This window comes from Natrinema sp. LJW11, assembly GCF_056135975.1.
The window spans coordinates 356080-378296 of record NZ_JBWBDM010000003.1; the positions used below are offsets into that span (position 1 = coordinate 356080).

Here is a 22217-nt window from a genome sequence, read left to right on the forward strand (position 1 = left end):
CGTGCAGCGGGGTATGTCTCTCACCGGCCGGCCAACGGCGGGGTACAGTTCGGTACTCACCGGTGCGATGGAGCAGCCGCTCACGGTCTGAAGAACTGAAAGAGAGACGAGATGGGCGTTAGTCGCCGCCGCCGAACATCTCGCGCATCATCGGATGCATCTCCATCATCTGCTCCTCGGCGATCTCCTCGTACAGCTTGTACGTGATTGAGACGGCCAGCAGCAGCCCGGTTCCGCTCACACCGCCGATGGTGCCGAGCATGTTGGCCCAGACGGCCAGCAGGCCGACCAGCGCACCGCCGATGACGGTCACTTGCGGAATATAGCGCTCCATGACCTTCTCGATGACGCCGATGTTCTGTCGGAAGCCGGGAATCTGCATCCCGGAGTTCTGAATCTGTTTCGCCGTGGACTCGGGGCCCATGTCCGTCGTCTCGACCCAGAAGATGGCGAAGATCGCGCCACCGACGACCATGAAGGTGACGTCGATGCCGATCCGGATCATCACTTGCCACCACTCCTGAGTGACGGGGGCAGTAATCCACAACCAGTCCTGGGGCGAGTAGATCGGGGCCACGTAGTAGAAGAACCCGCCGTCGGGTTGGCCCTGCGAGTAACTCCCGAGCCAGGCGGGCATCCCCGCCCACTGTTGATTGAGGATCTGCCCCATGAACTGGATGTTCGCCTGCACTGCGCGAACGAGGATCATCGGCAGGACGCTCGCGTAGATGAGCTTCACGGGGAAGCGACCGCGAGCGCCCTTGACCCGGGCGTGGCTCAGCGGGATCTCGACGCGGACCGACTCCGCGTAGACGACGATCCCGAAGATGAGCACCGTCGTGAACAGGGCGATGATGTGTCCCTCGCCGAGCAACAGCGTCTGTAGGCCAGCGCCGGAGATGAGCGACCCCATCTCGACCTGTCCGGTCAGGATGCGGTACCAGTCGAAGAAGAACCCGCCTTGAACGGGGTTGATGAGTCCGGAGACCAGTCGCTGGCTCACGCCGGCGATGATGAACAGGCCGATCCCGCTGCCGACGCCCCACTTGCTGACGACCTCGTCCATGTAGAGGATGAGGATACCGCCCATGACGATCTGGGCGAACATCAGCATCTGTACCTGCGTCTGATCGAGGGTGAGCCCGCCGAGCTGGAGCTGGGGCACTGCTGGCAGGAAGCCGCCGGCGAACACCATCGGGAGCCCGGTCAGGATGACCATCATGACGACCAGTACCTTCTGGAGGCCCTGGTAGAGAACCTGATCCCGGGGATCGTCCGTATCGAGCCCGAGCAGGTTCGCACCGCCGAGCAGCTGCAAGACGATGCTCGCGGTGACGATCGGTCCGATACCGACCTGAAGCACCGATCCGTGCGCCCCGGCGAGGATCGCGCGGAACTGTCCGAAGAGGTCGTCCGCCCCGCCGGACTGGTACCCGAGCAGCGTGATGTTCGTCAGGAAGAAGTACAACATGAGGATGCCGACCGTCCACATCAGCTTCCGCTTGAAGGGGACGTGCCCCTCCGGACGGCGCACTGCTGGCATCCTCGTCAGGACCGGTTCAGCGGCTTCCTTCCATCCCATAGTTATTCCTCGTCCTGTTCAGCGTCGGCTTCGTCGTCCTCGGCCTCGGCCGCGCGTTCCTCGCCGCGCTCGGAGAGGACCGCCTCACCGCCGCCGGACTCGAGTTTCTCCTCGGCCGCGGCGGAGAACGCGTCCGCGGTGACCGTCAGCTGATTGCGGACCTGGCCCGATCCGAGGACCTTGACGACGTCGACTTCGTGGCCGTCCTCGACGATATCGCGCGCGTCGAGTACGTACCCGTCGTCGGTCTCCTCGGCGAGGTCCTCCGCGACGTAGAGGATCGCGTCCTCGTCTAACTTCTGGACGTCGATCTCCGCGACCGTCTCGCGGATGTCGTGGGGTCGCTTGAAGCCGTGTTTCCCCTTCGGTTCGTAGTTGTGGAACTCGTGTTTGCTGCGCCCGGCACGGCCGCGGCCACCGCGATGGCCCGCACCGCGTCGATTCTTGTGGGAACCGCCGCTGTGGGTCCGCGATCCGCGCTGGCGTCGTTTTTTGCTCGTCATGATTATCGCATCGATTCTAGGAGGTCGTTAATCTCCCCGGTTGTATGCTTTCCGAGTTGGCCGCCCTCGACGGTCGGCTTTTTGATACCGTCGTGACCCCCCCGCGGCGGGTGGAGTCGAAGCGTCGGTGACAGTCCCTCGTCACGAAGCGTCGTCTCCTCCGCCAGGAGCGCCTCGGCCAGTTCGCCGAAGTCGTCGTACTCCGTGTTGTCGACCAGCCACTCCTCGTCGACGTCCGCCTGCTTGCCCTCGAGGGGCTCCGCTCGCTTCGCGAGCAGGGTCTCGATCACGTCCGCGTCGGGCTCTCCGACGGCGACGTAGTCGTTGACCTTGGCGATCATCCCCTCGTACGGGTCGGTTTCGGGGACGAGCGTGCAGTGGTTGACGTTGTGGATATTGAGCATCGACAGGGTGTCCTGGACGTCTTCCTGTCGATTCACTTCGCCGCGGATCTGGACGATCGCTTTCATTGATCGGCCACCTCGGCTTCGTCTCGGCCGCCTCGCTGTCGCGGCTGTCGCGACTGCGAAGCGTTCTCGAGCGCGTTGTACGTCGCTTTCGCGAGGTTGACCGTCGTTCGAGTGTTGCCGTGGCTCTTCGTCCAGGCGTTCTCGATGCCGGCCAGCTCGAGGACGTGACGGACGGTGTCGCTGGCGGCCAGTCCCAGCCCTTCGGGGGCCGGAATGACCTCGACGACGACGGAGCCGGCTTTGCCGGTCGTCTTCCGCGTTAGCGAGTGAGGCCGTTCCGAGCGGTCCTCCCAGGAACCCGAACCGCGGGGCACCTGGATCATGTTCAGCTTCGCGATACCGATCGCTTTCTGGATGGCAGAGCCGACCTGGTCGTCTCGACCCTCGGCGTAGCCGACGAACCCGTTTCGGTCGCCGACGGCGACGACGCAGCGGAACTTCACGCGTCGTCCGGAGTCGGTCATCCGCTGGACCATGTTGATGTCCAGTACTTCGTCTTCCAGTCCGGGGAGGAGCTGGTCGATAATTTCGGGTTCCTTCAGCGGGAGGCCCGAGTTGAGGGCGGTCTCCATGTCCTCGATTTCGCCCTCCTGGACCTTCCGGCCGAGACGGGTGACGGGTTCCCATCCGCTATCGTTGTAGTTACTCATTCGAGAATCGCCTCTCGTACCTCGTCGAAGTGTTCAGGGAGATCCGTTGCGTCGAACTCGCCGCTGTACAGCGGCTCGTCGAGCTGTTCGGCGTAGTCGGCGATATGCTCGCCGCGCGTGCGCGACCAGTCAGCGAGTACGCTGTCGTTGTGCGGGATCTCGAGGCCGGCGTCGATCGCGCCCTCCTGTACCGCAAACACCTTGTTGCCGGGCGTCGCCGTGTTGAGGCCGATGTCGAGGACCGCTTCCTCGAGACCGGCGTCGACGGCTCGTTTGCCGGCCAGGAGGCCGGTCAGATACGCCGCGGAAATGTTACTCGTGGGGGCGTCCCAGCCGTACTCCGCCAGATCGCTCGAGTGCGCGCTTGCAAGCGTCTCGTCTCCCTGAGGTCCGGGAGTGATCAGCTGCGCCGTAGTATGCTTGTTACTCTTGCGAGCAACGAGGCGGGGCTTTCCCGATTTCAGCAGGCGCAACCTCTGGTGGTAGTCCGTCCGGACCTCACGGCGACGCCGCATCGGCACTTTGTATCGTGGTCCTGTCGCCATTATTGGTCACCGTAGTTTTCGTCGATATAGTTCAACAGGTACTGGACGCTACGGAACTCCCCGCCGCCCGCCTTCTTGTAGAGCGTGCGGTACTGCGTGGGCGTCAGTTCGCCCTTGTCGCGGAGGTCGCGTAGCTTCCGGCGCTGTGCGCGAATCTTCTTCTGCCATTCTTCTTTCTCGTTCTGGCGCGCGCCCTTCTTGCCGCGGCGCTTGCCCTGGCCGTTCTGGTGGCCGTAGGCGCGTTTCGCGTTGCGCTCGCGGGCGCGACCGCGAGAGTTACCGGAGGGTTCGTCGGCCTGAATGCGACCCTCGTCGACGAGTTCGCGGATCTCGTCGCGAGTAATCGCTTCGGCGATGTCTCCCTGCGCGTCCGGGTCGAACCAGACGCGGTTCTTGCCGACGTCCATGACGTCGGCCGCCAGTCGCTTCTGTGCGCTCAGATCAGTCATCTGATTCCACCTCGACTTCCTCGTAGGTCGGGTTCAGGACGCGAATGCCCTGGTCTTCCGCTTCCTCTTCGATCCGTTCGCGCTTGCGCGCGCCGACCGCAGAGGCGATGCGGACCGCTTCGCTGTCGCCGTCGACGCCCTCGAGGTCGCCGAGATTCTCGACGTACACTTCCTCGAAGCCGCTGGGGTGTTTCCCCCGGACCGCTTTCGGCGTTCGGAAACCGGCCTCGACTTTCGGGCCCTTGCCCTTGACGCCGCGGCGCTGCTTGGACAGCTGGCCGCGGGGTCGTCGCCAGGATTCCGGCGTCCGCTTTTTCTTGTGGTAGTCCTGTCGCTTGAACTGCGGTTTCCCCTCGCTCCGGCGGCGGTTGAGGAGTCGCTCCTCGTTCTCGGAGAGGTCGGGCGTCTTCTCGGTCAGCCCGCGGGGCTGCAGTTCCGTCTCGACGTCTTCGTCGGGTTCTTCTTCCTCGGCGCTCTCGTCCTCGATCTCGGCTTCGGTCTCGTCGGTGACCTCGAGGTCGCCGACGTCGGCCTTGATACGAGCCGCGAGCGCGTTCCCGACGCCGTCGGCATCGGCCAGGTCGTCCTGGTCGGCTTCCTTGACGTCCTCGATGGACTCGAAACCGGCATCGCGCAGCGCGTCCGCTTTGCTCGCGCCGACGCCGCTGATGTCCTCGAGCGTTCGGGCGTCGTCCGAGGCTTGCTCGTCGTTCGATTGATCGTCTGCCATCTTTTAGACGCCTCCTTTGGCGGGTTTGGTGGTGATGTAGACCCCGTCCTGGAAGACGCGGGTGTCCTTGCCGCTGACCTTCGTCAGCTGCTCGATGTCGGCCGCCGTCTGTCCGACATCTTCTTTGTCGGGGCCGGACAGGACGAGTCGCTCCTCGTCGACGGCAACGTCGGTTTCACCGTGGATAGTCGTTCGTCGCGGTGCCTTTTCGCCGAGGAAGTTCTCGATGACGACCTCCTCGCCTTCCACGCGGACCTGCATCGGGAAGTGAGAGTAGAAGACTTCCATCTCGTACTCCCAGCCCGCGGTCACGCCGTGGAAGGCGTTTCGAATGTGGCTCTCGAAGGTGCCGACGGTCGAATTCGTCTTCGCGTCCTCAGCACCGCTCTCGATTACCACCTGATCGTCGCCGGTCTCGACGGTCACGTCGGGGTACCAGAGGCGGCGCGTCACGCTGCCTTCCGGCCCTTCGACGGTCACGTCGAACCGATCGACCTCGACGGTTACGTTCTCGGGAATTTCCAGTTCTACTCGCATGGTCAGTAGACGTATGCGATCACCTGGCCCCCAATACCCTGCTCACGAGCCTCGTAGTGGCTCATGATGCCGCTGCTCGTCGTGACGACGAGCGCACCGAAGTCTCGAGCGGGGAGATAGCGCTTCTCCCACTTCTCGAAGTCCTCGGAGCCGACGGCGTAGCGGGGCTTGATGGGGCCGCACTGGTTGATCGCTCCTTTCAATTCGACCTCGAACTGACCGGCTTTACCGTCGTCGACGTACTCGAAGCCGTCGATGTACCCGCGGTCGTAGAAGACCTCGAGTACGCTGCCGATTTCGTTCGAGGCGGGCGTTACCTCGTGGGTGAGATGACCCACACTCTCGGCGTTATCGAGTCCCGAGAGCGCGTTACTGAGTGGATCGTTTCCGGTCATGTTATCGATACTTCCTGAATCCCATGTCGCGGGCGATCTCGCGGAAGCACTGCCGGCAGAGATTGATGTCGTACTTCCCGACGAGTCCCTGCTCGCGGCCACAGCGCTGACAGGACTCGATCTGTCCCGTCCGCTTTGCTGCGTGCTCGCCCGTGCGGTCGTTTTCTGTTTCGCTTTCACTCATCGTCTGTGCCCTCAACGGTCACGTCGAAGTTCGCCTCGAGGAACGAAATAGCGTCCTCGGGGGTCAGTCGGTGGCTCGAGGGGATCGAGCGGGTCGCCTTGTCGCGCTTGGCGATGCGGTAGCCCGGACGCACCAGGTTGACGGTGACGTCCAGCCCGTAGATCCCGACGTTCGGGTCGTACTCCTGGCTGGGGAAGTCGGTGTGTTCCGCGACACCGAAGCTGAAGTTCCCCGTGTCGTCGAACTGCGACGACGAGATGTTCGCCAGGGGAAGCGCCGTCTCGAGGAAATCGAGTGCGTCCTGGTCGCGAAGGGTGACCTTCGCGCCGATCGGATCGCCCTGACGGATGCCGAAATCGGGTTCGGTCCGTTTCGCCTGCGTGCGGACGCTCTCCTGACTCGTGACCTCCTCGATGATGTCCTCGGCCTTACCGAGTTCGCGACCGCCCTGGCCGACGCCCATGTGGACGACGACCTTCTCGACGCGGGGCTCGCGCATTTCGTGGAAGTCAGCGTTGTCGGCTTCGCTCATTCGTCATCACCTGTGCTCACGGTTTCACCGTTCGCGTCTTCCGACGCGTCCGCGTCGCCCGTGAAGTTCTCGTCGATGACGACGACGTACTCTTCGACGGTTTCGAAGCCGCCGTCGTCCATCGAGACGCCGACGTTGTTCGATCCGCTGCCCGCCGTGATATCGATCGCGTCGATCTCGCCGACCTTGCCGCCGTGGTTGCCACGGACGGCCGTCACGAGCGCACCCTCCTCGTACGGGAAGTGCGCGACGACGGATTTGTCGTCGTTGTCGATGACGATCGAGTCCTTCGGTCGGTACTCGTCGGAATCGGTGAGGACGTTCGTTCCGTCGTGAAGCGTCAGCTGCGTGTCGCCGCCGGGAACCTGCTGTTTGCCCTCGATCTTGCCGAGGCGGCTCCCCGCTGCGTCCTCGTCGATCGCGGTCAGCGCGAGCCGACCGCCCTCGTCGGGGAAGACGCGGTAGTACTCCTCGAGAGCGGGGAAGGCAACGATGTCGAACATGCCGATCGGGCGCTGTTCGTCGTTGATCGCGTCCCCGTTAATGAGGATTGAATCCTCCGAGAGCGCGTAGCGCGCTTCCTTGCGCGAGTCCACGTAGCCGAGCACGTCCCGCAGGAGGACGACGAGCGGCACGCCGTCCTCGCCGTGCGGGCCGGCACCGGCCTTTACCGTGAAGGTCTCGGTCTTCCGCTCGACCGGCCAGGACTTCGGAACCGACAGTCGCTTCTGGTGTTTCGTCATTCGGTATCACCTTCGAGACGCGCCTCGCGACGCTCGTCCTCGAGGTCGAGCGCCGTGAGACGGACGTTCGACGGGTCGAGCGGCCGCGGCACTTCTTCGCCGTCGGCCGTCTCGACGGTCACGTCCTCGACGTGGATGGTCCCATCCTCGAGGATCGCGCGCATGACCTCGCCTTCCTCGCCGGCGTGGTCGCCGCGCATAACCTCGACCGTGTCGCCCGCGTTGACGCGGGTTCGACGGGTGTCGTACTCCTCGCGGAGGTCGTCGGACAGCGTCGCGTGCAGTTGCTTCCCTCGCTCGTGCAGCGGCGCGTTTCTCGTCTGCGTTCGCTGTTTGTGTGGTTGCGTGGTCATATCTATACGATCATCGTCGCCGTGCTGGCGATTGCTCCGAAGCGTTCCGCGACTTCGCGGGCGATGGGCCCTTTGATCTCCGTGCCGCGGGGCTCCTCGTTCTCGTCGATGATGACCGCCGCGTTGTCCTCGAACTTGAGCCGCGTGCCGTCCGGCCGGCGGATCGACTTCCGCTGGCGAACGACGACGGCCTCGAGGACCTGTCGGCGCATCTCCGGGGTACCCTTGGTGACCGAGACGGTCACCTTGTCACCGATCCCCGCCTTCGGCTGGCGGTTCTTGGTGCCGTGGTAGCCCGCGACGCTGATGACCTTCAGCTCACGCGCGCCGGTGTTGTCGGCACACGTGACCAGGGATCCCTTCTTGAGTCCCTGCGTGACGTCGGCTTTCATCGCCTCCATCACTCGTCACCCTCGTCTTCGTCCGCCGCGAAGTCCTCGTCCGAAAGTTGCGGCTCAGGCTCGGCCTGGCTCGTGAGTTCGGCGAGGTCCTCCGCGGTTGCTTCGGCGGTTACTTCGACGACCACGTGCGATTTCGTCTTCGACAGTGGTCGGGTCTCTGCGATCTTGACCGTGTCACCGACCGAGAGCGGCTCGAGCACGCCCGGTACGTGTGCCGGGATGCGCGAGCGTCGTTTCATGTGCCGGTCGTACTTCGGGACCGCCACATCGTACTCTCGCTCGACGACTACGGTCTTGTCCATGTCCGTCGAGACGACCGTCCCCTCGAGGATCTGTCCTCGAACGGAGAGGTCGCCGTAGAACGGACACTTCTCGTAGTCGTATTCCTCCGGATTGTTCGGTTCCGGAGGGGTTTCAACGTCTAGTCCTATTGCCATGGTGAGTCACCATTCGTTTCCGTGCGTCGGGCGGGCCGTGAGAGCAGCCGCGATCCATCGACCGTAACGTAGGCTACATCCTCGCCAGCGCAGTCCGCAGGGGGAGAGGATCGTTCCTCGAATCCCCCGGCGGGTTCAGTGTCGGCCAGTTTGGACGCAGTCCCCGACCCCTTCGCGAGATCGGCGGCGTCATCTGTGATCGCGAACTCGAACGTCGAGCCCGACTTCGGCACCATCACGACCCGAGACTCGCCGTCGTCGCGAACTTCTATCGAGAGGGTCTTCGTCGTCTCGATGACGACCCGTCCCTCGAGACCGACCCGCGAGGAGTCGTCGCTCTCGACGACTCGCACGGGGAGCCCGTTGAGTTCGTGTCGCGGCAGGGTCTCGGGTGTCAGTGCCATTTGTGTATCGTTATTCCGCGGTTGCGTCCGCTTCGTCCTCGAGATCGCCTTCCTCGCGCTGGATCGTCTTGATCCGCGCGACGGTGCGACCGAGTTCGCCGATGCGACCCGGGTTCTCCGGGGCACCACCGGCGGCGAGGACGGACTTCTGGTTCAGCAGTTCCGTCTCGAGTTCCTCGAGTTCTTCCTCCCGTTCGGCGGGAGTCATGTCGCGGATCTCTTCGACGCGGAGGATCGCCATCAGGCGTCACCTCCCTCGTCCGGATCCGCTTCGTCGGTGTCTGCCTCGTCCGCATCTGCCTCGTCCGTCTCCGCTTCCTCGTCCATCTCCTCGACGAGCTCTTCGGCTTCCGCTTCGACGTCTTCCTCGAGCTCCTCGAGCTCTTCGTCGACGTCTTCGTCGCCGGGGACGTCGACCTCGTCGAACTCCTCGTCGGCCTCGACCTCTTCCTCGATGACTTCCTCGACGACGTCTTCGTCGAGGTCGGCTTCGTCGGCTTCAGCGGCTTCGTCAGCCTCACCTTCGGTATCGCCGTCGGCGGCCTCGGCCTCCTCGGGTTCGCCCTCGAGGAGTTCCTCGACGCCGCCTTCCGCGTTGACTTCGACGGCGTCCGGAACGACCTCTTCCGGATCCATGTCTTCGCTGACCTGGAAGTCGTCGGGGAGCTCGGCTCCCGGCGGGATGATCTTGACGTCGACACCGATGGTGCCGAGTTTCATCACCGCGACGCCCTGGCCGTGGTCGACGACCGTCTCGGCGGGCTCGCCGTTGTGCTTGATGTAGCCGCGGTTGAACTTCTCGACGCGCGATCGTGCGCCGGTGACCTTCCCCGACAGGACGATCTCCGCGCCGAGCGCGCCGGCGTCCATGATCCGGTCGATCGTCGTGTGACCGGCCTTCCGGAAGTACCAACCGCGCTCGAGCGCGTTGGCCAGTCGGTCCGCGACGATCCGCGCGTTGAGGTCGGGTTCGTCGACCTCCTGGACGTCGATCTGGGGATCCTCGAGGTTGAACTTCTCCTCGAGAGCCGTCGTGACCTTCCGGATGTTCTCGCCGCCTTTGCCGATGACCATCCCGGGCTTCTCGGCCTTGAGGACGATCTGGGTTCCCATCGGCGTCTTGGCGACGTCCATACCACCGTAGCCCGCGCGGCCGAGCTCTTCCTGGAAGAACTCGTCGATCTGGGACCGCTGCAGGCCGTTCTCGATGAATTGGTGTTCGTCAGCCATTAGCTATCGTCCTCCTCGTCTTCGACTTCTTCGACGACGATCTCGACGTCGACCTGCGGCGTGTTCCACGCCGAGGCACGCCCCATCGCGCGGGGCTTGCGGCCCACGGACTCGCCGACCTTGTGGGCGGCGACGTGGACGATCTCCATCGACTCGCCGTCGAAGCCCTGATGATCCGCGTTGGCTTCGACGTTCTCGAGCAGATCGAGGAACTCCCCCGAGACCTTCTCGGGGTACTTGCCGGCGTCCCAGCCGTCGATATCGGAGCGGTGACCCGCGCCGGTATTGTGGGACTTGAACGGCACCGACTGCTTCTTGTCGATTACGTCCTGAAGGTACGCTCGAGCCTCGCCGACTGTCTGGCCCTTGAGTTGGCGTGCGACCTCCTTGCTGTGCTTGTTGCTCATATGACGCTCCCGAAGCATGGCTTTCGCCGTGGCGTCGGGATCGGCGTCGACTGAGTAGTTGATTCCCATACGATGATCACTTCAGTGGGACGAACTTGGACGATCGGGTCGCGCCGATACCGGCCTGACCGTGCTCGACGGAGGTCCGCGTCAGCTGGAACTCGCCGAGGTAGTGGCCGATCATTTCGGGTTCGACGCGAACGCGCTCGAACGACTGGCCGGTGTAGACCTCGAAGGTCAGTCCGACGAACTCCGGCAGGATCGGCATATCCCGCAGGTGCGTTCGGATCGGGTCGTTCGCCGTCTCTTCTTCGCCCTTCTCGCTGGCCTCCGCTCGAAGCTTCTCCTTCTCGACGGAGAGGCCGCGTTCGATACTTCGCCGCTGTCGTGCGGGTAACAGTTCCACAACCTCGTCGAGCTCCATCGACTGCAGCTCCTCGAGCGTGTGACCGCGGTAGGTGAACTCACCTTCGCGGCCGGTTCGGTACTCCTGACTCATTTCTTGCCACCTCGACCGGTGCTCCGGGACGCGATGTCACCGACCTTCCGCCCCGGCGGGGCGTCCCGCGAGACGGACTTGGGTTTGCCGGGGTGCTGTCGGCCGCCGCCACCGAAGGGGTGGTCGACGGCGTTCATCGCGACACCGCGGACGCGAGGCCACTTGGTGCCCCGGGACTTCATCTTGTGATACTTGTTCCCCGCCTTGACGAACGGCTTCTCCGTCCGGCCGCCGCCGGCGACGACGCCGATGGTGGCGCGACACTGCGGATCGAGGCGCTTGACCTCGCCGCTGGGAAGCTGAATGACCGCCGCCGATCGGTCGTGGGTGATCAGGTCGGCGTTGGTCCCCGAGGCGCGAGCGAATCGACCGCCGTCGCCCGGGTTCGCTTCGACGTTACAGACCGGCACTCCCTCGGGAATCTCCGCGAGCGGGAGCGTGTTGCCGGGCTTGATCTCCGCCGTGACACCGACCTGGAGCTCCTCGCCCACGGTGATGCCTTCGGGTGCGAGGATGAGGCGCTGATCGCCATCGTCGAACTCGACGGCCGCGATCGGTGCGGACCGAGCCGGGTCGTGTTCGATGTCGACGACCGTCCCGCGGACGATGTCGTCGTCTTCCTCTTTCTTGTGCTCGAGGTCCGCCTTGTATCGGTGCGACGGGGCGCGGAACGTGGAGGTCCCGCGGCCGCGTCGTTGTCCTTGAATGCGTCGTCCCATTCTCAGAACACCCCGATGCGCGAAGCGACTTCCTGTGCGTCGTCCTCCTCGGAGAGGCGGACGATCGCTTTCTTTTTACCCTTCATCGTTACCTGCGTGTTGACGTTCTCGACCGAGATCTCGAAGCGCTCTTCGACCTCGTCCCGAATCTCGGGTTTGGTCGCGTCCGGGTTGACGACGAACTGGAGCTTGTTCTCGAAGTCCATGTCGTTCATCGCCTTCTCCGTGACGAGCGGGTGTTCGATGGCCGAACTCATCGGTCGGCCACCTCCTCGAGCGCGCTCTCGGTCCAGACGGTGAGTCGTCCCGGCTGTGCGCCGGGGGCGAGATCCTCCGCGTTGACCTCGGCGGCCGTCGTCACGTCTGCACCGGCGAGGTTCCGGGCCGCACGGGACGGGCCGGTCTCGCTGGACGTGACGAAGAGGATCGACGTTGGCGTCTTGTACTTCCGGCCGCGGGCCTTCCCTTGACCGGAGCGGACGCTGCGACCCTCGTCGGCGCGTTCGATGTCGTCCGCGAGGCCGACTGCCTCGAGGAAGTCGACGACCTCGCGCGTCTTCTGGAGGTCCTCGAACTCGTCGTCGACGACGACGGGGGTCTCGACGTCTTCGTCGAACTCGTGACCGCGCTCGGCGACGAGTTCGGCGTCGGTCGTCGCAGCGATCGCGCTGCGGACGGCCAGTTTCTTTGCTTTCGTGTTGATCGATTCGGACTGGTCCTTCTCGGCTTTCGGCGGGTGCGCCTTGCGTCCCTTGACGGCTTGGGGGACGCGGCGTGCGCGACCCTCCTGTCGTGGAACGTGGGCCATCCCGCGGCCGCTACCGAACGATTCGGCCGGCGTTCGAAGGCCGGCGAACTCGTCGGCACCGTAGTCCTGTTTTCGGTTTGCCTGCGCGGCGCGCACGGCGCGGCCGATCAAGTCCGGGCGGTACGTGGTCTCGAAGACCGCCGGGAGCTCGACCGTGTCCGCGTCGTCGCCGTCCAGGTTTCGTACTGTTGCGTCCATGTGTTATCCCTGGTTGGATGCGGTGGAGACGTAGCGCACCTCGGGATCGAGGCGCGGCTGGTCTCCGGGTCGGATCGCCGGGCGGAAGCGTACGAGACGCTGTTGCGGCCCGGGGAGCGAGCCCTTGATCAGCGCGTGCGGTCCGTCGACTTCGCCGTAGTTGACGAAGCCGCCGTCGACCGTCGCGTCTGCGCCGTCGCCGATGTCGACGAGGCGCTTGTTCAGTTCCGTCCGCTGGTGGTAGCCGGTCTGTCCCTGCTGCGGGACGGTCGAGCGGACGCGGCTGGGGTTCCAGGGGCCGAGGTTGCCGATACGGCGACGCCAGCCCTGTCGGGCGTGTTTGCCCTTCCGTTTCTGAACGCCCCATCGCTTGACGGGACCCTGCGTCCCTTTCCCTTTCGTGACGCCGCTCGCGTCGACGTACTCGCCGGCGCGGAACACGTCGTTCATGACGTGTTCGCCGCCGTTCTCGATGGTCTCGAGGGCGAACTCGACGCGATCGTCGACGGAGCCGCCGCCGACGCGCGTTTCCATCACGTCCGGTTTCTTCTTCGGCATCGAGGGCAGCTCCCCCGGTACCGTGTGGGTGATGACGCGAACGTCATCGACGCGGCCCTCCTCGTGGAGGGAACGGAGCTCGTCCGTGGTCGCGCCGCTGTCGTTTTCGTCACCGGGAAGGTCGAGAACGCGATCGAGTTCGGGAACGAACTCGTCGGTCCAGACCTCGGTTATCGGCTTCATACCGTACGGCGTGTCTTCGTATGCTCGCAGAGCGACGGCGCGCATCGGCGGCGTCTCCACGATCGTCACGGGGACGGTCTCTTCCATCCCTTCGGTCGGCGAGTTCGCTGTATCGTCGACCATGACGACGTGAGTCATGCCGGCCTTGTAGCCCGCGAAACCCTGAAGCGTCGGCTGTCCGTCAGTGTCCGGCCACGAGTTAAAGCGTGGGACCTCGCTGGTCGCACGCTGTCGTGGGCCGAACCCGAGTGAGCCTTTGCGTGGTGTATTTGCTTGTGGCATTCTATCACTCTCTCAGTGAGAGGGGCGCGAGGGTCGCGAACAGAGCCTCCTCCGTCCGAACGACCTCGCTTCCCTGATCCGGAACCGTGTTCAGCCAGAGGTCGAACCCCGGATCGGCAGTGGGTTCGACTCCGTTATCCCCGTCGGCGGCTGCGTCCTGTGCAGCGCCGACGGCGGATTCCTCGATTTCGAGGATAGCCGGCAGCCCTCTCTCGGGCGCGCCGAAGGCGACGGTCATCCCGTCGCGCTGAACGCGTCCGGCCAGCGTCTCGAGCCGCCCGACGGTGAGATTCTCACCGAATCGGGAGGCCGCGATACGAACGCCGGCGTCCTCACGGCCGAGTGCTGCCCGCAGGTCCGTCTGCTCGATCGAAAGCCCCGGAAGGGGATCGTCGACGAGCTTCGCCCGGACCGGTCGTCGCGAAGAGATCCTGACGGTCACGCGCTCCCCCTCCTCGACCGCCATGTTCGGCGGTACGTTGAGGGAGATCGGGTGTTGCAGTCCGCAATTGACCCGGACGCGCCCTTCAGGTCCGACCTCGGTCACGATTCCTTGTCTTGACGACCCCGAACCGGTAGATTCGGAGCCGGTCTGTGACATGGCGCGGAGCGGCGGTAAGATGCCCGCGTACTCCAGTTCGTCACGCATCCCCCACGCCTCGTTGCGGAGGTAGGGGGGCGTTGCGGCGTACCGCAACACGATGCTGACGAACCCGCCGTCAAACTGTCCGGTTTCCCCATCCCGATCGGGATAGACGACCAGACGATCGGCCCGGAAGATCGTCGCCGCGCGGGCGACGTATCCAAGTTTGCGAGTTGCCTCGCGTTTGTCTTCGGCTTCCCGGCTGATTGACGACGGCACGAGTACGCTGACAGTCATACCGAAACGCTTCGGCGCCGCGTCACTAGACTGTAGCGATGTATTGCGGAGAGGGTCTTAAAAGAATAGCGGATTCGATTCCGGCTGTCAACGCCTCACACCCCCGAATTCGTGCTGCACGGACACACATTTGTCCTCGATAACCAGTTGCATCTAACACGCGGGCAAAGTCGGTGAATACTGCCGGGTATGCGCGGAAATTGGCAGTATGATTACTCGAGAATCGGCATGCTGCGGCATGCCGAAGGCGGTTGGATTCGCAACCCTTATACATCCGTCCGGCAGTAGATATGAGTGCAGCAGGGCGCTGGTAGTGTAGTGGTATCACGTGACCTTGCCATGGTCACAACCTGGGTTCAAATCCCAGCCAGCGCATTTTTCGATCAACCTCTACGCCCAACGGAACAAGCGCGAAACGGTGAACGTTCGACTCGAGCGAAAATACGGTGCGTTCGTCCGTTCACGGCGTTGGTGAAAGCAGTTTCGTGAGCTTACCCGTGCGTGCCTCGCCCACAATCTCGACCGGACCCCCTAACGATCAGGACGGGATACCAATAGACCACCGTTTCGAGGCTTAGAAAGTAGTTCGATCGGAGAGTATAATCCAGGCTGCAAGGCCGATAAAGGTTCCTATAGCGGCTCCCATCGGCCCGATAAACGGATTTTTGGCGATTGATCCGATCAAAAACCGAGCGCCACTCCAAGAACGAGACCAACGGCCAGGCAATAGGCGAGTCGTTCATCGTCGCTTACCCCTTCGGCAAATTTGACCATGCCTCTGAATGGAAAACGGGCGGCATATAGCTGCCCGTGAGTGGTATCCCGAGACAAAGGTCCGTGAAATCGTGAGCGACGGAAACCGTTCGGGATTTGAAGGAGACGAATCGCACCCGGGAAACGAACGAAGTGAGGACCTCGAAAGGCGCACTCGAGCGATACTTGGTACCGAAAGGAAGAGAGATGACTTAGTCGATGGTGACGACGTCCGGCCCGCTCTCGGACCCGTCGCCCTCCTTCGCGAGGTCCTCGAGGGCCAGTTTCAGATTCCACTTATTGGCCTTCCAGAAGGCGTCGAAGGCGACGCCGAGGAGGGGGATAGAGCCGACGACGGCGTCGACGCCGATGTTCGCGAGCATCCGAGCCAGCGTCGACCGGGTGACGCCCATGCGAGCCGACTCGGCCACGAGATACAGCGAGACGACCGCCGCGACGGTGTCGCCGGCCCCCGGGAGGATTCCGACGATCGGGTCGAGCCCGATTTTGAAGTCCGTCCCCGGGACCCGAACCCCTTCGTCGAGGGCGTGCGCGACGACGCGCATCCGCTCGATCGCCGCCTCGTCGACGGCGTCGGGAAGGTCACTGCGAAGTTCCTCGAGTTCCGAACTGAAATCGCTCGTTGAATCGGTTGCCATAGGTCGGATTGGGCGCGGGTGTGGATAAGCCCGCGGGCGGCCGTGGCAAGCGGTTCGCAGATCGGCCGGTCGCCATCCCGTCCGAATCGGCCTCGAGAGGTCCCGGAGACGATGCGAACCGGGGCGTTCGATCACGTACAAACGGATTACGTCGAGCGGAGTCGCCTTCGTCAAGCCCGGCAGAACGGCACCTCGTCAACTGCGGAGTGCGACGGGTTCGTCACGCGTGGACTCGAGCGAGCGCGTTCGTCACGACGGGAGCCGTACAGCCAAGCGAGAGCACGAGTTCGATCGGAAACAGCCGGTTGTCGATACAAAAGCTCGTATTGTCGCGAGTATCATCGCCGTGACGCTGGAGACGAGGCGCACGATCGGCCGCTGGAAGTGGTATTTGACGTATTATACTAATAGAGACCGGTATTTCACATATACATACTATTGTCGGCGACGAGTGGCTTTTATACTATGAGTAACTACAGTCTAATACACGATTGAACGATCAGATATAGCAATGCAGACTGAACTCTCACCCGCAGACGGCACGGACGACCTCCAGTACGACCAGCCAAACGATCGATACGTCTTCCACCACGACGTCGACGGCACCGCCACCATCACCACCACGATCGTCCACGCGCTCGCATCGATCGCGGACACCGACGTCTCGCAAGGGGAGTTCTCCCTGTACGATAGCGTCGACCCGGACGCGCTCGACCGCATCTTCAGCCAGAAGGCGGACGGCTCCGATCGCGCGGGTGGCCACGTCGCGTTCACCGCCCTCGAGCACGAGGTGTACGTCTACGCGAACGGCGACGTCATCATCTACCCGCCCGCGGAGACGCCCCGGACGCCAACCACGAACTGACCGCCGTCGGTTACGACCCCGATCACGGTCTCCACTGATCGTTTTTCCGCGCTTTCACGACCAACCGTGAGCACGCATCCGTTCGGTTCGCAAGAGCGGCTGACGGCCGCCCCCGGTGAGACGAGCCGTCGAACGCGGAGTTTAGGTTCCTCCCGGGTGTCAGTGGTCCCTATGACGGTAGTCGCACTACTGAGCGTCGCACCGGTAATCGAGGACAGCATGGCCGGCGAGGTCGCGAAGGCCGTCGACGCCCTCGAGTCGTACGACGTCACCTACGAGACGAACCCGATGGGGACGGTGATCGAAGCCGAGACGACGGACGAACTCTTCGCGGCCGCGCAGGCGGCTCACGACGCCGTCGACGCCGACCGCGTGAGCACGGTCCTGAAAATCGACGACAAACGGACGCGGGACGCCGACGCCGCGGAGAAAGTCTCGGCCGTCGAGGAACGGCTCGGGCGACCCGCCCGAAACCGCGAGGTGTGAGACGAGGCCGTCCGTGGGAACCGTAACGCGAGACCCGGAACAGGGCAGTCCTGTCAGACGCCGGTCAGACACGAACTGACAAACGGTTTTACTACGGAGGGTGAATTCGATCGCATGGAAAGTCTCAATCGAATGGCGATCGAGCTGGTCGACGAGGCCCTCGATTACGCCGAGGAGTTGAATATCGGGGGCTACGACCTCGAGAACGAATCGACGGTACTCGACTTCGGCCTCGAGTTCGACGGCGGTATCGAGGCCGGGCTCCTGTTGACCGAAATTCAGACGGCGGGGATGGCGACGCCGAGTTACGAACTCGGCGAACTCGGCGACGCGTCGATCCCCTTCGTCGAGCTGTCGACGGATCAGCCGGCGCTCTCGCTGCTGTGTTCCCAGAAGGCGGGCTGGGAAGTACTGACCGAGGACTTCGAGGGCCTGGGCAGCGGTCCCGCTCGGGCGCTGGTGGCCGAAGAGGAGGAGTTCCGCCGCATCGGCTACACCGACGCCTTCGACCTGACGGCGCTGGCCATCGAGACGGACGCGGATCCGACCGAGTCCGTGGCCGAGCACGTCGCCGAGCGCGCCGAGGTCGAGACGAGCAGCGTGTTCTTGCTGGCCTATCCGACCGCGAGCCTCGTGGGGAGTATTACGAACGCCGCTCGCGCGGCCGAGCTCGCGACCTTCCGGCTCTCGGAGCTCGGATACGATCCCCTCGATATCGTCTCCGCGACGGGGCGCGCACCGGTCGCACCCGTCGCGGGCGACGAGCGGACGGCCATCGCCCGGACGAACGACGCGATCGCCTACGGCGGGCGCGCACACCTCACCGTCCGCGAGGACGCCGACATCTTCGACTCGGTGCCCTCGACCGCCGCCGAGGATCACGGCCGGCCGTTCGGCGAGGTCTTCGACGACCTCGAGTGGGACTTCTCGGAGGTACCGTCGGATCTCTTCGCGCCCGCTGCGGTGACGATCGACGTGCTCGGCGGGCCGACGTACGTCCACGGCGAAACCGACGAAGAGATCCTCGTCGACTCCTTCGACCTGTAGCCGTGCGGTTCAAGCCGGTCCCCGAACCGCCCGCGGATCTCGCCGCGGTCGAGACGGTCCGCCGCGCCCTCCCCGCGGCCGCCGGCGACGCCGACGACTGCTGTCACCGCCTCGTCGAGGAGACGCCCCTCGAGACGCGAGACGAGGCGGCGACGTGGCTCACCTTCCTTCGCGCGCTCGAGCTCGCGACCGAGGAGCCGGCGGGCTTTCGCCGCCGTGATCCGAACCCGAGTGCGGAGACCGATTCGGATCTCCAGTCGGCGCTCGAGTCCGACCGGCTCCGTCGGACGTTTCGAGAACGGGTGGACGGAGCCGACGCAGTGCTGTCAGTGCTCGAGCGAACCGACGACTCACTGACCGCCGCCGAGGTCGTCGCGGCGATCCGCGAAGCGCGACGACAGTCCGGCGAACGCGGGCGGCGCTCGAACGCCACCGAAGGAACGCAGCGCGAACGGGTCGAACGACTCCTCGAGTGGGCCGTCCTGTTCGGACTCGCAGAGAAGACGGGAGGCGGCGCAGAGGCGGCTGGAGGCGGGTATCGATCCGCGCCCACGCGTTGGTAGGCGCGAGAGGAAGAACCTATTCGTCGGAGAGGCGGCCGGGAGACCACTCCCCGTCGAACGCCTCGTGCGTGAACGGTTTGGCGTCCTCGCCGGCGTAGGTGGCGACGAGGTGGCCGTCGCCCTCGAGATGGTACTTGTAGGTGGTCAACCCCTCGAGACCGACGGGGCCGCGGGCGTGGATCTTGCCCGTGCTGATGCCGACCTCCGCGCCGAGGCCGAACCGGTAGCCGTCGGCGAACCGGGTCGAGGCGTTGTGGAAGACGCTCGCGGAGTCGAGACTCCGCATGAAGGTGCTCGCGCGCTCTTCGTCCTCGGTCACGATCGACTCGGTGTGCTTCGAGCCGTGGGCGGTGACGTGATCGATCGCGGTCTCGAGCGAGTCGACGACCCGGATCGAGACGATCAGGTCGCCGTACTCGGTGTCCCAGTCCGCGCCGGTCGCGGCCTCGGCGTCGACGATTTCGCGGGTGCGCTCGTCGCCCCGAATTTCGACGTCGGCGGTCTCGTAGCGATCCGCGATCGCCGGCAGGAACTCGTCGGCGACGTCCTCGTGGACCAGCAGGGTCTCGACGGCGTTACAGACCGCGGGGTACTGGACCTTGGCGTCGTACGCGATGTCTTCGGCCATCGAGAGGTCGGCCCCGTCGTCGACGTAGACGTGGCAGATCCCCTCCGTGTGGCCGAGCACGGGGATGCTCGTGTTGTTCTGGATGTAGCTCACGAACGCGGAGCTTCCCCGGGGCATGAGGAGGTCGATCGCGTCGTCCATCTCGAGCAGGGCGTCGACGTCTTCGCGGGCCTCGATGTGCTGGGCCCACCCGGCAGGTATCTCGGCTTCGGCCGCGGCGTCCTCGATGATCTCGAACAGGATCCGGTTCGAGTGCAGCGCCTCGCTGCCGCCCTTGAGGATCACCGCGTTGCCCGACTTCAGGCCGAGCGCGGCGATCTGGACGAGCGCGTCGGGGCGGGACTCGAAGACCGTCCCGACGACGCCGATCGGGGTGGCGACCTTGTACAGTTCGAGGTCCTCGTCGAGTTCTCGAGCCGAGAGCGTCTTCCCGAGCGGATCGTCCTGCTCGGCGACGCTGCGGACCATCTCCGCGATGCTCTCGATCTTCGACTCGGAGAGCTTCAGTCGGTCGACGAGGGCTCGCGTGTACTCGCCCTCCTCGAGCAGTCGCTCGCCCTCCTCGACGTCCCTCTCGTTTTCCGCGAGGATCTCGTCGGTCCGGGCTTCGATCGCGTCGGCGATCTCGTGAAGCGCTCCGCTCCGCTCCGCGTCGGAGAGCTTCGCGAGCTCGAGGGCCGCGGTCTGTGCTTGCTCGACGTCTCGTTCGATGTCGGTTTCAGTCATCGCGCACACCGTTGATGGGGAGGAATACGGTTCCCACGGGCTTGGCAGTAGCGATCTTCTCGAGCACGTCGGGCTCGGTGGACTTCGCGATGTACGCCGGGACGCCGTGCTCGCTGACGTCGCGCGCGCCCTCGACTTTCGTCTGGATGCCGCCGAACCCGTCGGACGTGCTCTCGGAGATGATCTCCTGGACCGTATCGTAGTTGGTGCCGACCGCTTCGATGCGTTCGGCGTCGGGATCGTGTTTCGGGTTGCCGGTGTAGACGCCGCCGACGTCGGTCAGCGTGATCAGCAGGTCCGCGTCGATCCCGATCGTCGTCGCCGCCGAGAGCATGTCGTTGTCGCCGATCCGGATCTCCTCTGTCGCGACCGCGTCGTTCTCGTTGATGATCGGAACGACGCCCCACTCGAGCAGCGTCTCGATCGTGTTCCGGAGGTTCGTAAAGCGTTCGGGATTCTCGAGGTCGTGCTGGGTCAAGAGCAGTTGCGCGACCTTCCGGTCGTAGCGGTCGAAGCTCTCGGTGTAGCGGTGCATGAGGAGGCTCTGGCCGACGGTCGACAGCGCCTGGGACTCCTCGACGGTCCCGCTTGACTGTTCGATCCGGCCCGTTCCGGCCCCGATCGAGCCCGAGGAGACCAGGATGACCTCCTTCCCGCGCGAGAGGAGGTCCTCGAGGTCGTCGACGAGCTTGTCGAGTTTCTCGTCGTCGAGATTGGAGTCCGCGTCGGTCAGGGAGTTCGTCCCCGCCTTGACGATCACGCGGTCCGCGTCGGCCGCCAGCCGTCGCGCCTCGTCGACGGCCGACTCCTCGAGTTCCTTACGCATCGTCCTCGCTGTCGAATTCGGCCGCGAGTTCCGCCGAGCGCTCTTCGGCCGCCGTCACCGCCGCGGCGACGTCGGCGTCGGCGTCGCTGTCCCAGAGGACTTCCATTCCCTCGATGGTCGTTCCGTTCGGCGAACAGACGGCGTCGATCAGTTCCTCGACGCTCCGATCCGCCCGGAGGACGGTCTCGGCCGCCCCCTTGAAGGTCTGGGCGGCCAGCGTCTCGGCGTCGTCGGGCTCGAGGCCGCCCTCGACGCCCGCGTCCGCCATCGCCTGAATGAGATAGAAGACGAAAGCCGGGCCGCTCCCGTTGACGGCGGTCGCGATGTCCATCTTCGCCTCGTCGATCTCGGCGAACTCGCCGACGTCGTCGAGCAGCTCTCGCACCTCGTCGGTGACGCCCTCCGCGGTCACGGCAGCGGCCATATCCCCCGTCTCGGCCGCGAGATTCGGCATGATCCGAACCACGTTCGCGTCGGTCCGCGCTTCGACGTAGTCGGTGGAGACGCCCGCGGCGATCGTGATCAGCGTCTGCTCGGGCGAGAGAGCCAGCTCCTCGAGAACCGCGCCGACGATGTCCGGTTTGACCGCGACGATCACGACGTCGGCGTCGGCCGCTTCCGAAACGTCCGACGTCGTTCGGTCGACGTAGTCGGCGACTGCCTCGAGTGCGTCGGGATCGAGATCGCACGCAGTCACCGTGTGGTTCCCGGCCCGCCGGAGCCCCTTGATCAGGGCGCTCCCCATGTTTCCACAACCGATAACGCTCGTCTGTACCATCTTATCTAGGGTGTGGAGTCGAGGCGGACATACCAACTTTGGTTTCGATCGGCCGCCGCGATACCGATCGGTCCGCGTCTCCGCTCGAGGCCGCCGGTGACCGACGGCGCTTAAAGAAGACCGCGTTTCCGAGGGGTCACGCTGAGGCGTCTCGGTGGCGATCCATCCGCTAGAGATCATGCGTGGTGTTTCCTCACAGGCGACGGG

The 22217-nt window shown here is 64.5% G+C and carries 33 protein-coding genes, 1 tRNA gene and 1 pseudogene; 6 read left to right on the plus strand and 29 right to left on the minus strand.

The annotated features are described in order from the left end of the window. Positions 1 to 118: 118 nt before the first annotated feature. The 25 genes from secY to AC0QDI_RS10850 are packed head-to-tail and all read right to left on the minus strand — an operon-like array spanning position 119 to position 14679. Entirely contained in the window at positions 119 to 1582 is a 1464-nt protein-coding gene (gene secY, locus AC0QDI_RS10730; protein ID WP_474667959.1) for a preprotein translocase subunit SecY, read from the minus strand. 2 nt (positions 1583 to 1584) lie between these two features. Beyond that, complete coding sequence (locus tag AC0QDI_RS10735; protein ID WP_474667961.1) at positions 1585 to 2085, minus strand: uL15m family ribosomal protein; 501 nt, start codon at positions 2083 to 2085, stop codon at positions 1585 to 1587. 2 nt (positions 2086 to 2087) lie between these two features. Further along, a complete protein-coding gene (locus AC0QDI_RS10740; RefSeq protein ID WP_474667963.1) occupies positions 2088 to 2555 on the minus strand; it encodes a 50S ribosomal protein L30 in 468 nt (155 codons plus the stop codon). After that, entirely contained in the window at positions 2552 to 3205 is a 654-nt protein-coding gene (locus AC0QDI_RS10745) for a 30S ribosomal protein S5 (protein WP_474667965.1), read from the minus strand. Before AC0QDI_RS10745 ends, AC0QDI_RS10740 begins: the two co-directional genes overlap by 4 nt. Continuing rightward, entirely contained in the window at positions 3202 to 3750 is a 549-nt protein-coding gene (locus tag AC0QDI_RS10750) for a 50S ribosomal protein L18 (protein ID WP_098725842.1), read from the minus strand. The genes AC0QDI_RS10745 and AC0QDI_RS10750 overlap by 4 nt, the downstream gene beginning before the upstream one ends. Then, complete coding sequence (locus AC0QDI_RS10755) at positions 3750 to 4199, minus strand: 50S ribosomal protein L19e (RefSeq protein WP_474667967.1); 450 nt, start codon at positions 4197 to 4199, stop codon at positions 3750 to 3752. The genes AC0QDI_RS10750 and AC0QDI_RS10755 overlap by 1 nt, the downstream gene beginning before the upstream one ends. Further along, a complete protein-coding gene (locus AC0QDI_RS10760) occupies positions 4192 to 4929 on the minus strand; it encodes a 50S ribosomal protein L32e (RefSeq protein WP_474667969.1) in 738 nt (245 codons plus the stop codon). The genes AC0QDI_RS10755 and AC0QDI_RS10760 overlap by 8 nt, the downstream gene beginning before the upstream one ends. A gap of 3 nt (positions 4930 to 4932) precedes the next feature. After that, positions 4933 to 5466, minus strand: coding sequence for a 50S ribosomal protein L6 (locus AC0QDI_RS10765; RefSeq protein WP_474667971.1), 534 nt, complete (start codon positions 5464 to 5466; stop codon positions 4933 to 4935). A gap of 2 nt (positions 5467 to 5468) precedes the next feature. Beyond that, complete coding sequence (locus AC0QDI_RS10770) at positions 5469 to 5861, minus strand: 30S ribosomal protein S8 (protein ID WP_098725838.1); 393 nt, start codon at positions 5859 to 5861, stop codon at positions 5469 to 5471. Position 5862: 1 nt separating this feature from the next. Further along, a complete protein-coding gene (locus AC0QDI_RS10775; RefSeq protein ID WP_098725837.1) occupies positions 5863 to 6045 on the minus strand; it encodes a 30S ribosomal protein S14 in 183 nt (60 codons plus the stop codon). After that, complete coding sequence (locus AC0QDI_RS10780; RefSeq protein ID WP_474667972.1) at positions 6038 to 6577, minus strand: 50S ribosomal protein L5; 540 nt, start codon at positions 6575 to 6577, stop codon at positions 6038 to 6040. The genes AC0QDI_RS10775 and AC0QDI_RS10780 overlap by 8 nt, the downstream gene beginning before the upstream one ends. Then, positions 6574 to 7320, minus strand: a complete 747-nt coding sequence (locus AC0QDI_RS10785; RefSeq protein ID WP_474667973.1) for a 30S ribosomal protein S4e — start codon at positions 7318 to 7320, stop codon at positions 6574 to 6576. The genes AC0QDI_RS10780 and AC0QDI_RS10785 overlap by 4 nt, the downstream gene beginning before the upstream one ends. Next, the gene (gene rplX / locus AC0QDI_RS10790) at positions 7317 to 7673 is read right to left on the minus strand and encodes a 50S ribosomal protein L24 (RefSeq protein WP_474667975.1); all 357 of its coding nucleotides are present in this window, start codon (positions 7671 to 7673) and stop codon (positions 7317 to 7319) included. The genes AC0QDI_RS10785 and rplX overlap by 4 nt, the downstream gene beginning before the upstream one ends. Before the next feature lie 2 nt (positions 7674 to 7675). Beyond that, on the minus strand, positions 7676 to 8074 hold the full coding sequence (locus AC0QDI_RS10795; RefSeq protein WP_006180012.1) for a 50S ribosomal protein L14: 399 nt from the start codon (positions 8072 to 8074) through the stop codon (positions 7676 to 7678). After that, positions 8074 to 8511 carry a 30S ribosomal protein S17 gene (locus AC0QDI_RS10800; protein WP_474667978.1) on the minus strand — a complete coding sequence of 146 codons (438 nt, stop codon included), beginning with the start codon at positions 8509 to 8511 and terminating at the stop codon, positions 8074 to 8076. Before AC0QDI_RS10800 ends, AC0QDI_RS10795 begins: the two co-directional genes overlap by 1 nt. Continuing rightward, a complete protein-coding gene (locus AC0QDI_RS10805) occupies positions 8502 to 8915 on the minus strand; it encodes a ribonuclease P protein component 1 (RefSeq protein ID WP_474667980.1) in 414 nt (137 codons plus the stop codon). Before AC0QDI_RS10805 ends, AC0QDI_RS10800 begins: the two co-directional genes overlap by 10 nt. Positions 8916 to 8925: 10 nt before the next feature. Further along, positions 8926 to 9156, minus strand: a complete 231-nt coding sequence (gene rpmC, locus AC0QDI_RS10810) for a 50S ribosomal protein L29 (RefSeq protein WP_474667982.1) — start codon at positions 9154 to 9156, stop codon at positions 8926 to 8928. Beyond that, the gene (locus AC0QDI_RS10815; RefSeq protein ID WP_474667984.1) at positions 9156 to 10145 is read right to left on the minus strand and encodes a 30S ribosomal protein S3; all 990 of its coding nucleotides are present in this window, start codon (positions 10143 to 10145) and stop codon (positions 9156 to 9158) included. The genes rpmC and AC0QDI_RS10815 overlap by 1 nt, the downstream gene beginning before the upstream one ends. Further along, positions 10145 to 10621, minus strand: a complete 477-nt coding sequence (locus tag AC0QDI_RS10820) for a 50S ribosomal protein L22 (RefSeq protein WP_474667986.1) — start codon at positions 10619 to 10621, stop codon at positions 10145 to 10147. Before AC0QDI_RS10820 ends, AC0QDI_RS10815 begins: the two co-directional genes overlap by 1 nt. Positions 10622 to 10628: 7 nt before the next feature. Then, the gene (locus tag AC0QDI_RS10825) at positions 10629 to 11051 is read right to left on the minus strand and encodes a 30S ribosomal protein S19 (RefSeq protein ID WP_273739239.1); all 423 of its coding nucleotides are present in this window, start codon (positions 11049 to 11051) and stop codon (positions 10629 to 10631) included. Beyond that, complete coding sequence (locus AC0QDI_RS10830; RefSeq protein WP_474667988.1) at positions 11048 to 11770, minus strand: 50S ribosomal protein L2; 723 nt, start codon at positions 11768 to 11770, stop codon at positions 11048 to 11050. The genes AC0QDI_RS10825 and AC0QDI_RS10830 overlap by 4 nt, the downstream gene beginning before the upstream one ends. Positions 11771 to 11772: 2 nt before the next feature. Beyond that, positions 11773 to 12027: a 50S ribosomal protein L23 gene (locus AC0QDI_RS10835; RefSeq protein ID WP_180842253.1), complete on the minus strand. Its 255-nt coding sequence runs from the start codon at positions 12025 to 12027 to the stop codon at positions 11773 to 11775. Continuing rightward, the gene (rpl4p, locus tag AC0QDI_RS10840; RefSeq protein WP_474667990.1) at positions 12024 to 12776 is read right to left on the minus strand and encodes a 50S ribosomal protein L4; all 753 of its coding nucleotides are present in this window, start codon (positions 12774 to 12776) and stop codon (positions 12024 to 12026) included. The genes AC0QDI_RS10835 and rpl4p overlap by 4 nt, the downstream gene beginning before the upstream one ends. A 3-nt stretch (positions 12777 to 12779) precedes the next feature. Further along, on the minus strand, positions 12780 to 13799 hold the full coding sequence (locus tag AC0QDI_RS10845) for a 50S ribosomal protein L3 (RefSeq protein ID WP_474667992.1): 1020 nt from the start codon (positions 13797 to 13799) through the stop codon (positions 12780 to 12782). A gap of 4 nt (positions 13800 to 13803) precedes the next feature. Continuing rightward, the gene (locus AC0QDI_RS10850; RefSeq protein ID WP_474667994.1) at positions 13804 to 14679 is read right to left on the minus strand and encodes a putative RNA uridine N3 methyltransferase; all 876 of its coding nucleotides are present in this window, start codon (positions 14677 to 14679) and stop codon (positions 13804 to 13806) included. A gap of 304 nt (positions 14680 to 14983) precedes the next feature. Between AC0QDI_RS10850 and AC0QDI_RS10855 the strand changes: the two genes are divergently transcribed. Both AC0QDI_RS10855 and AC0QDI_RS10860 read left to right on the plus strand, forming a co-directional pair. Further along, positions 14984 to 15054 (plus strand) — tRNA-Gly (locus tag AC0QDI_RS10855). Between the two features lie 13 nt (positions 15055 to 15067). Continuing rightward, a pseudogene (locus AC0QDI_RS10860) lies at positions 15068 to 15154 on the plus strand (IS5/IS1182 family transposase); the annotation flags it as partial. Between the two features lie 490 nt (positions 15155 to 15644). On the opposite strand, the gene AC0QDI_RS10865 reads toward AC0QDI_RS10860, so the two are convergent. Next, positions 15645 to 16091, minus strand: a complete 447-nt coding sequence (locus AC0QDI_RS10865; RefSeq protein WP_474667996.1) for a DUF4112 domain-containing protein — start codon at positions 16089 to 16091, stop codon at positions 15645 to 15647. 511 nt (positions 16092 to 16602) lie between these two features. Between AC0QDI_RS10865 and AC0QDI_RS10870 the strand changes: the two genes are divergently transcribed. From AC0QDI_RS10870 to AC0QDI_RS10885, 4 genes are all read left to right on the plus strand, one after another. Continuing rightward, entirely contained in the window at positions 16603 to 16956 is a 354-nt protein-coding gene (locus tag AC0QDI_RS10870; RefSeq protein WP_098725819.1) for a HalOD1 output domain-containing protein, read from the plus strand. 171 nt (positions 16957 to 17127) lie between these two features. After that, complete coding sequence (locus AC0QDI_RS10875) at positions 17128 to 17442, plus strand: MTH1187 family thiamine-binding protein (protein WP_474667998.1); 315 nt, start codon at positions 17128 to 17130, stop codon at positions 17440 to 17442. Positions 17443 to 17556: 114 nt separating this feature from the next. After that, complete coding sequence (gene mch / locus AC0QDI_RS10880) at positions 17557 to 18489, plus strand: methenyltetrahydromethanopterin cyclohydrolase (protein WP_474668000.1); 933 nt, start codon at positions 17557 to 17559, stop codon at positions 18487 to 18489. 2 nt (positions 18490 to 18491) lie between these two features. Further along, entirely contained in the window at positions 18492 to 19052 is a 561-nt protein-coding gene (locus tag AC0QDI_RS10885) for a double winged helix-containing putative transcriptional regulator (RefSeq protein ID WP_474668002.1), read from the plus strand. A gap of 16 nt (positions 19053 to 19068) precedes the next feature. Here the strand turns inward: AC0QDI_RS10885 and AC0QDI_RS10890 are convergent, their stop codons facing one another. From AC0QDI_RS10890 to proC, 3 genes are read right to left on the minus strand one after another with little or no spacing between them, the layout of a single operon-like run. Then, the gene (locus AC0QDI_RS10890; protein WP_474668004.1) at positions 19069 to 20406 is read right to left on the minus strand and encodes a glutamate-5-semialdehyde dehydrogenase; all 1338 of its coding nucleotides are present in this window, start codon (positions 20404 to 20406) and stop codon (positions 19069 to 19071) included. Then, positions 20399 to 21232: a glutamate 5-kinase gene (gene proB / locus AC0QDI_RS10895; RefSeq protein ID WP_474668006.1), complete on the minus strand. Its 834-nt coding sequence runs from the start codon at positions 21230 to 21232 to the stop codon at positions 20399 to 20401. Before proB ends, AC0QDI_RS10890 begins: the two co-directional genes overlap by 8 nt. Further along, positions 21225 to 22010, minus strand: a complete 786-nt coding sequence (gene proC, locus AC0QDI_RS10900; RefSeq protein WP_474668008.1) for a pyrroline-5-carboxylate reductase — start codon at positions 22008 to 22010, stop codon at positions 21225 to 21227. Before proC ends, proB begins: the two co-directional genes overlap by 8 nt. Positions 22011 to 22217 lie beyond the last annotated feature (207 nt).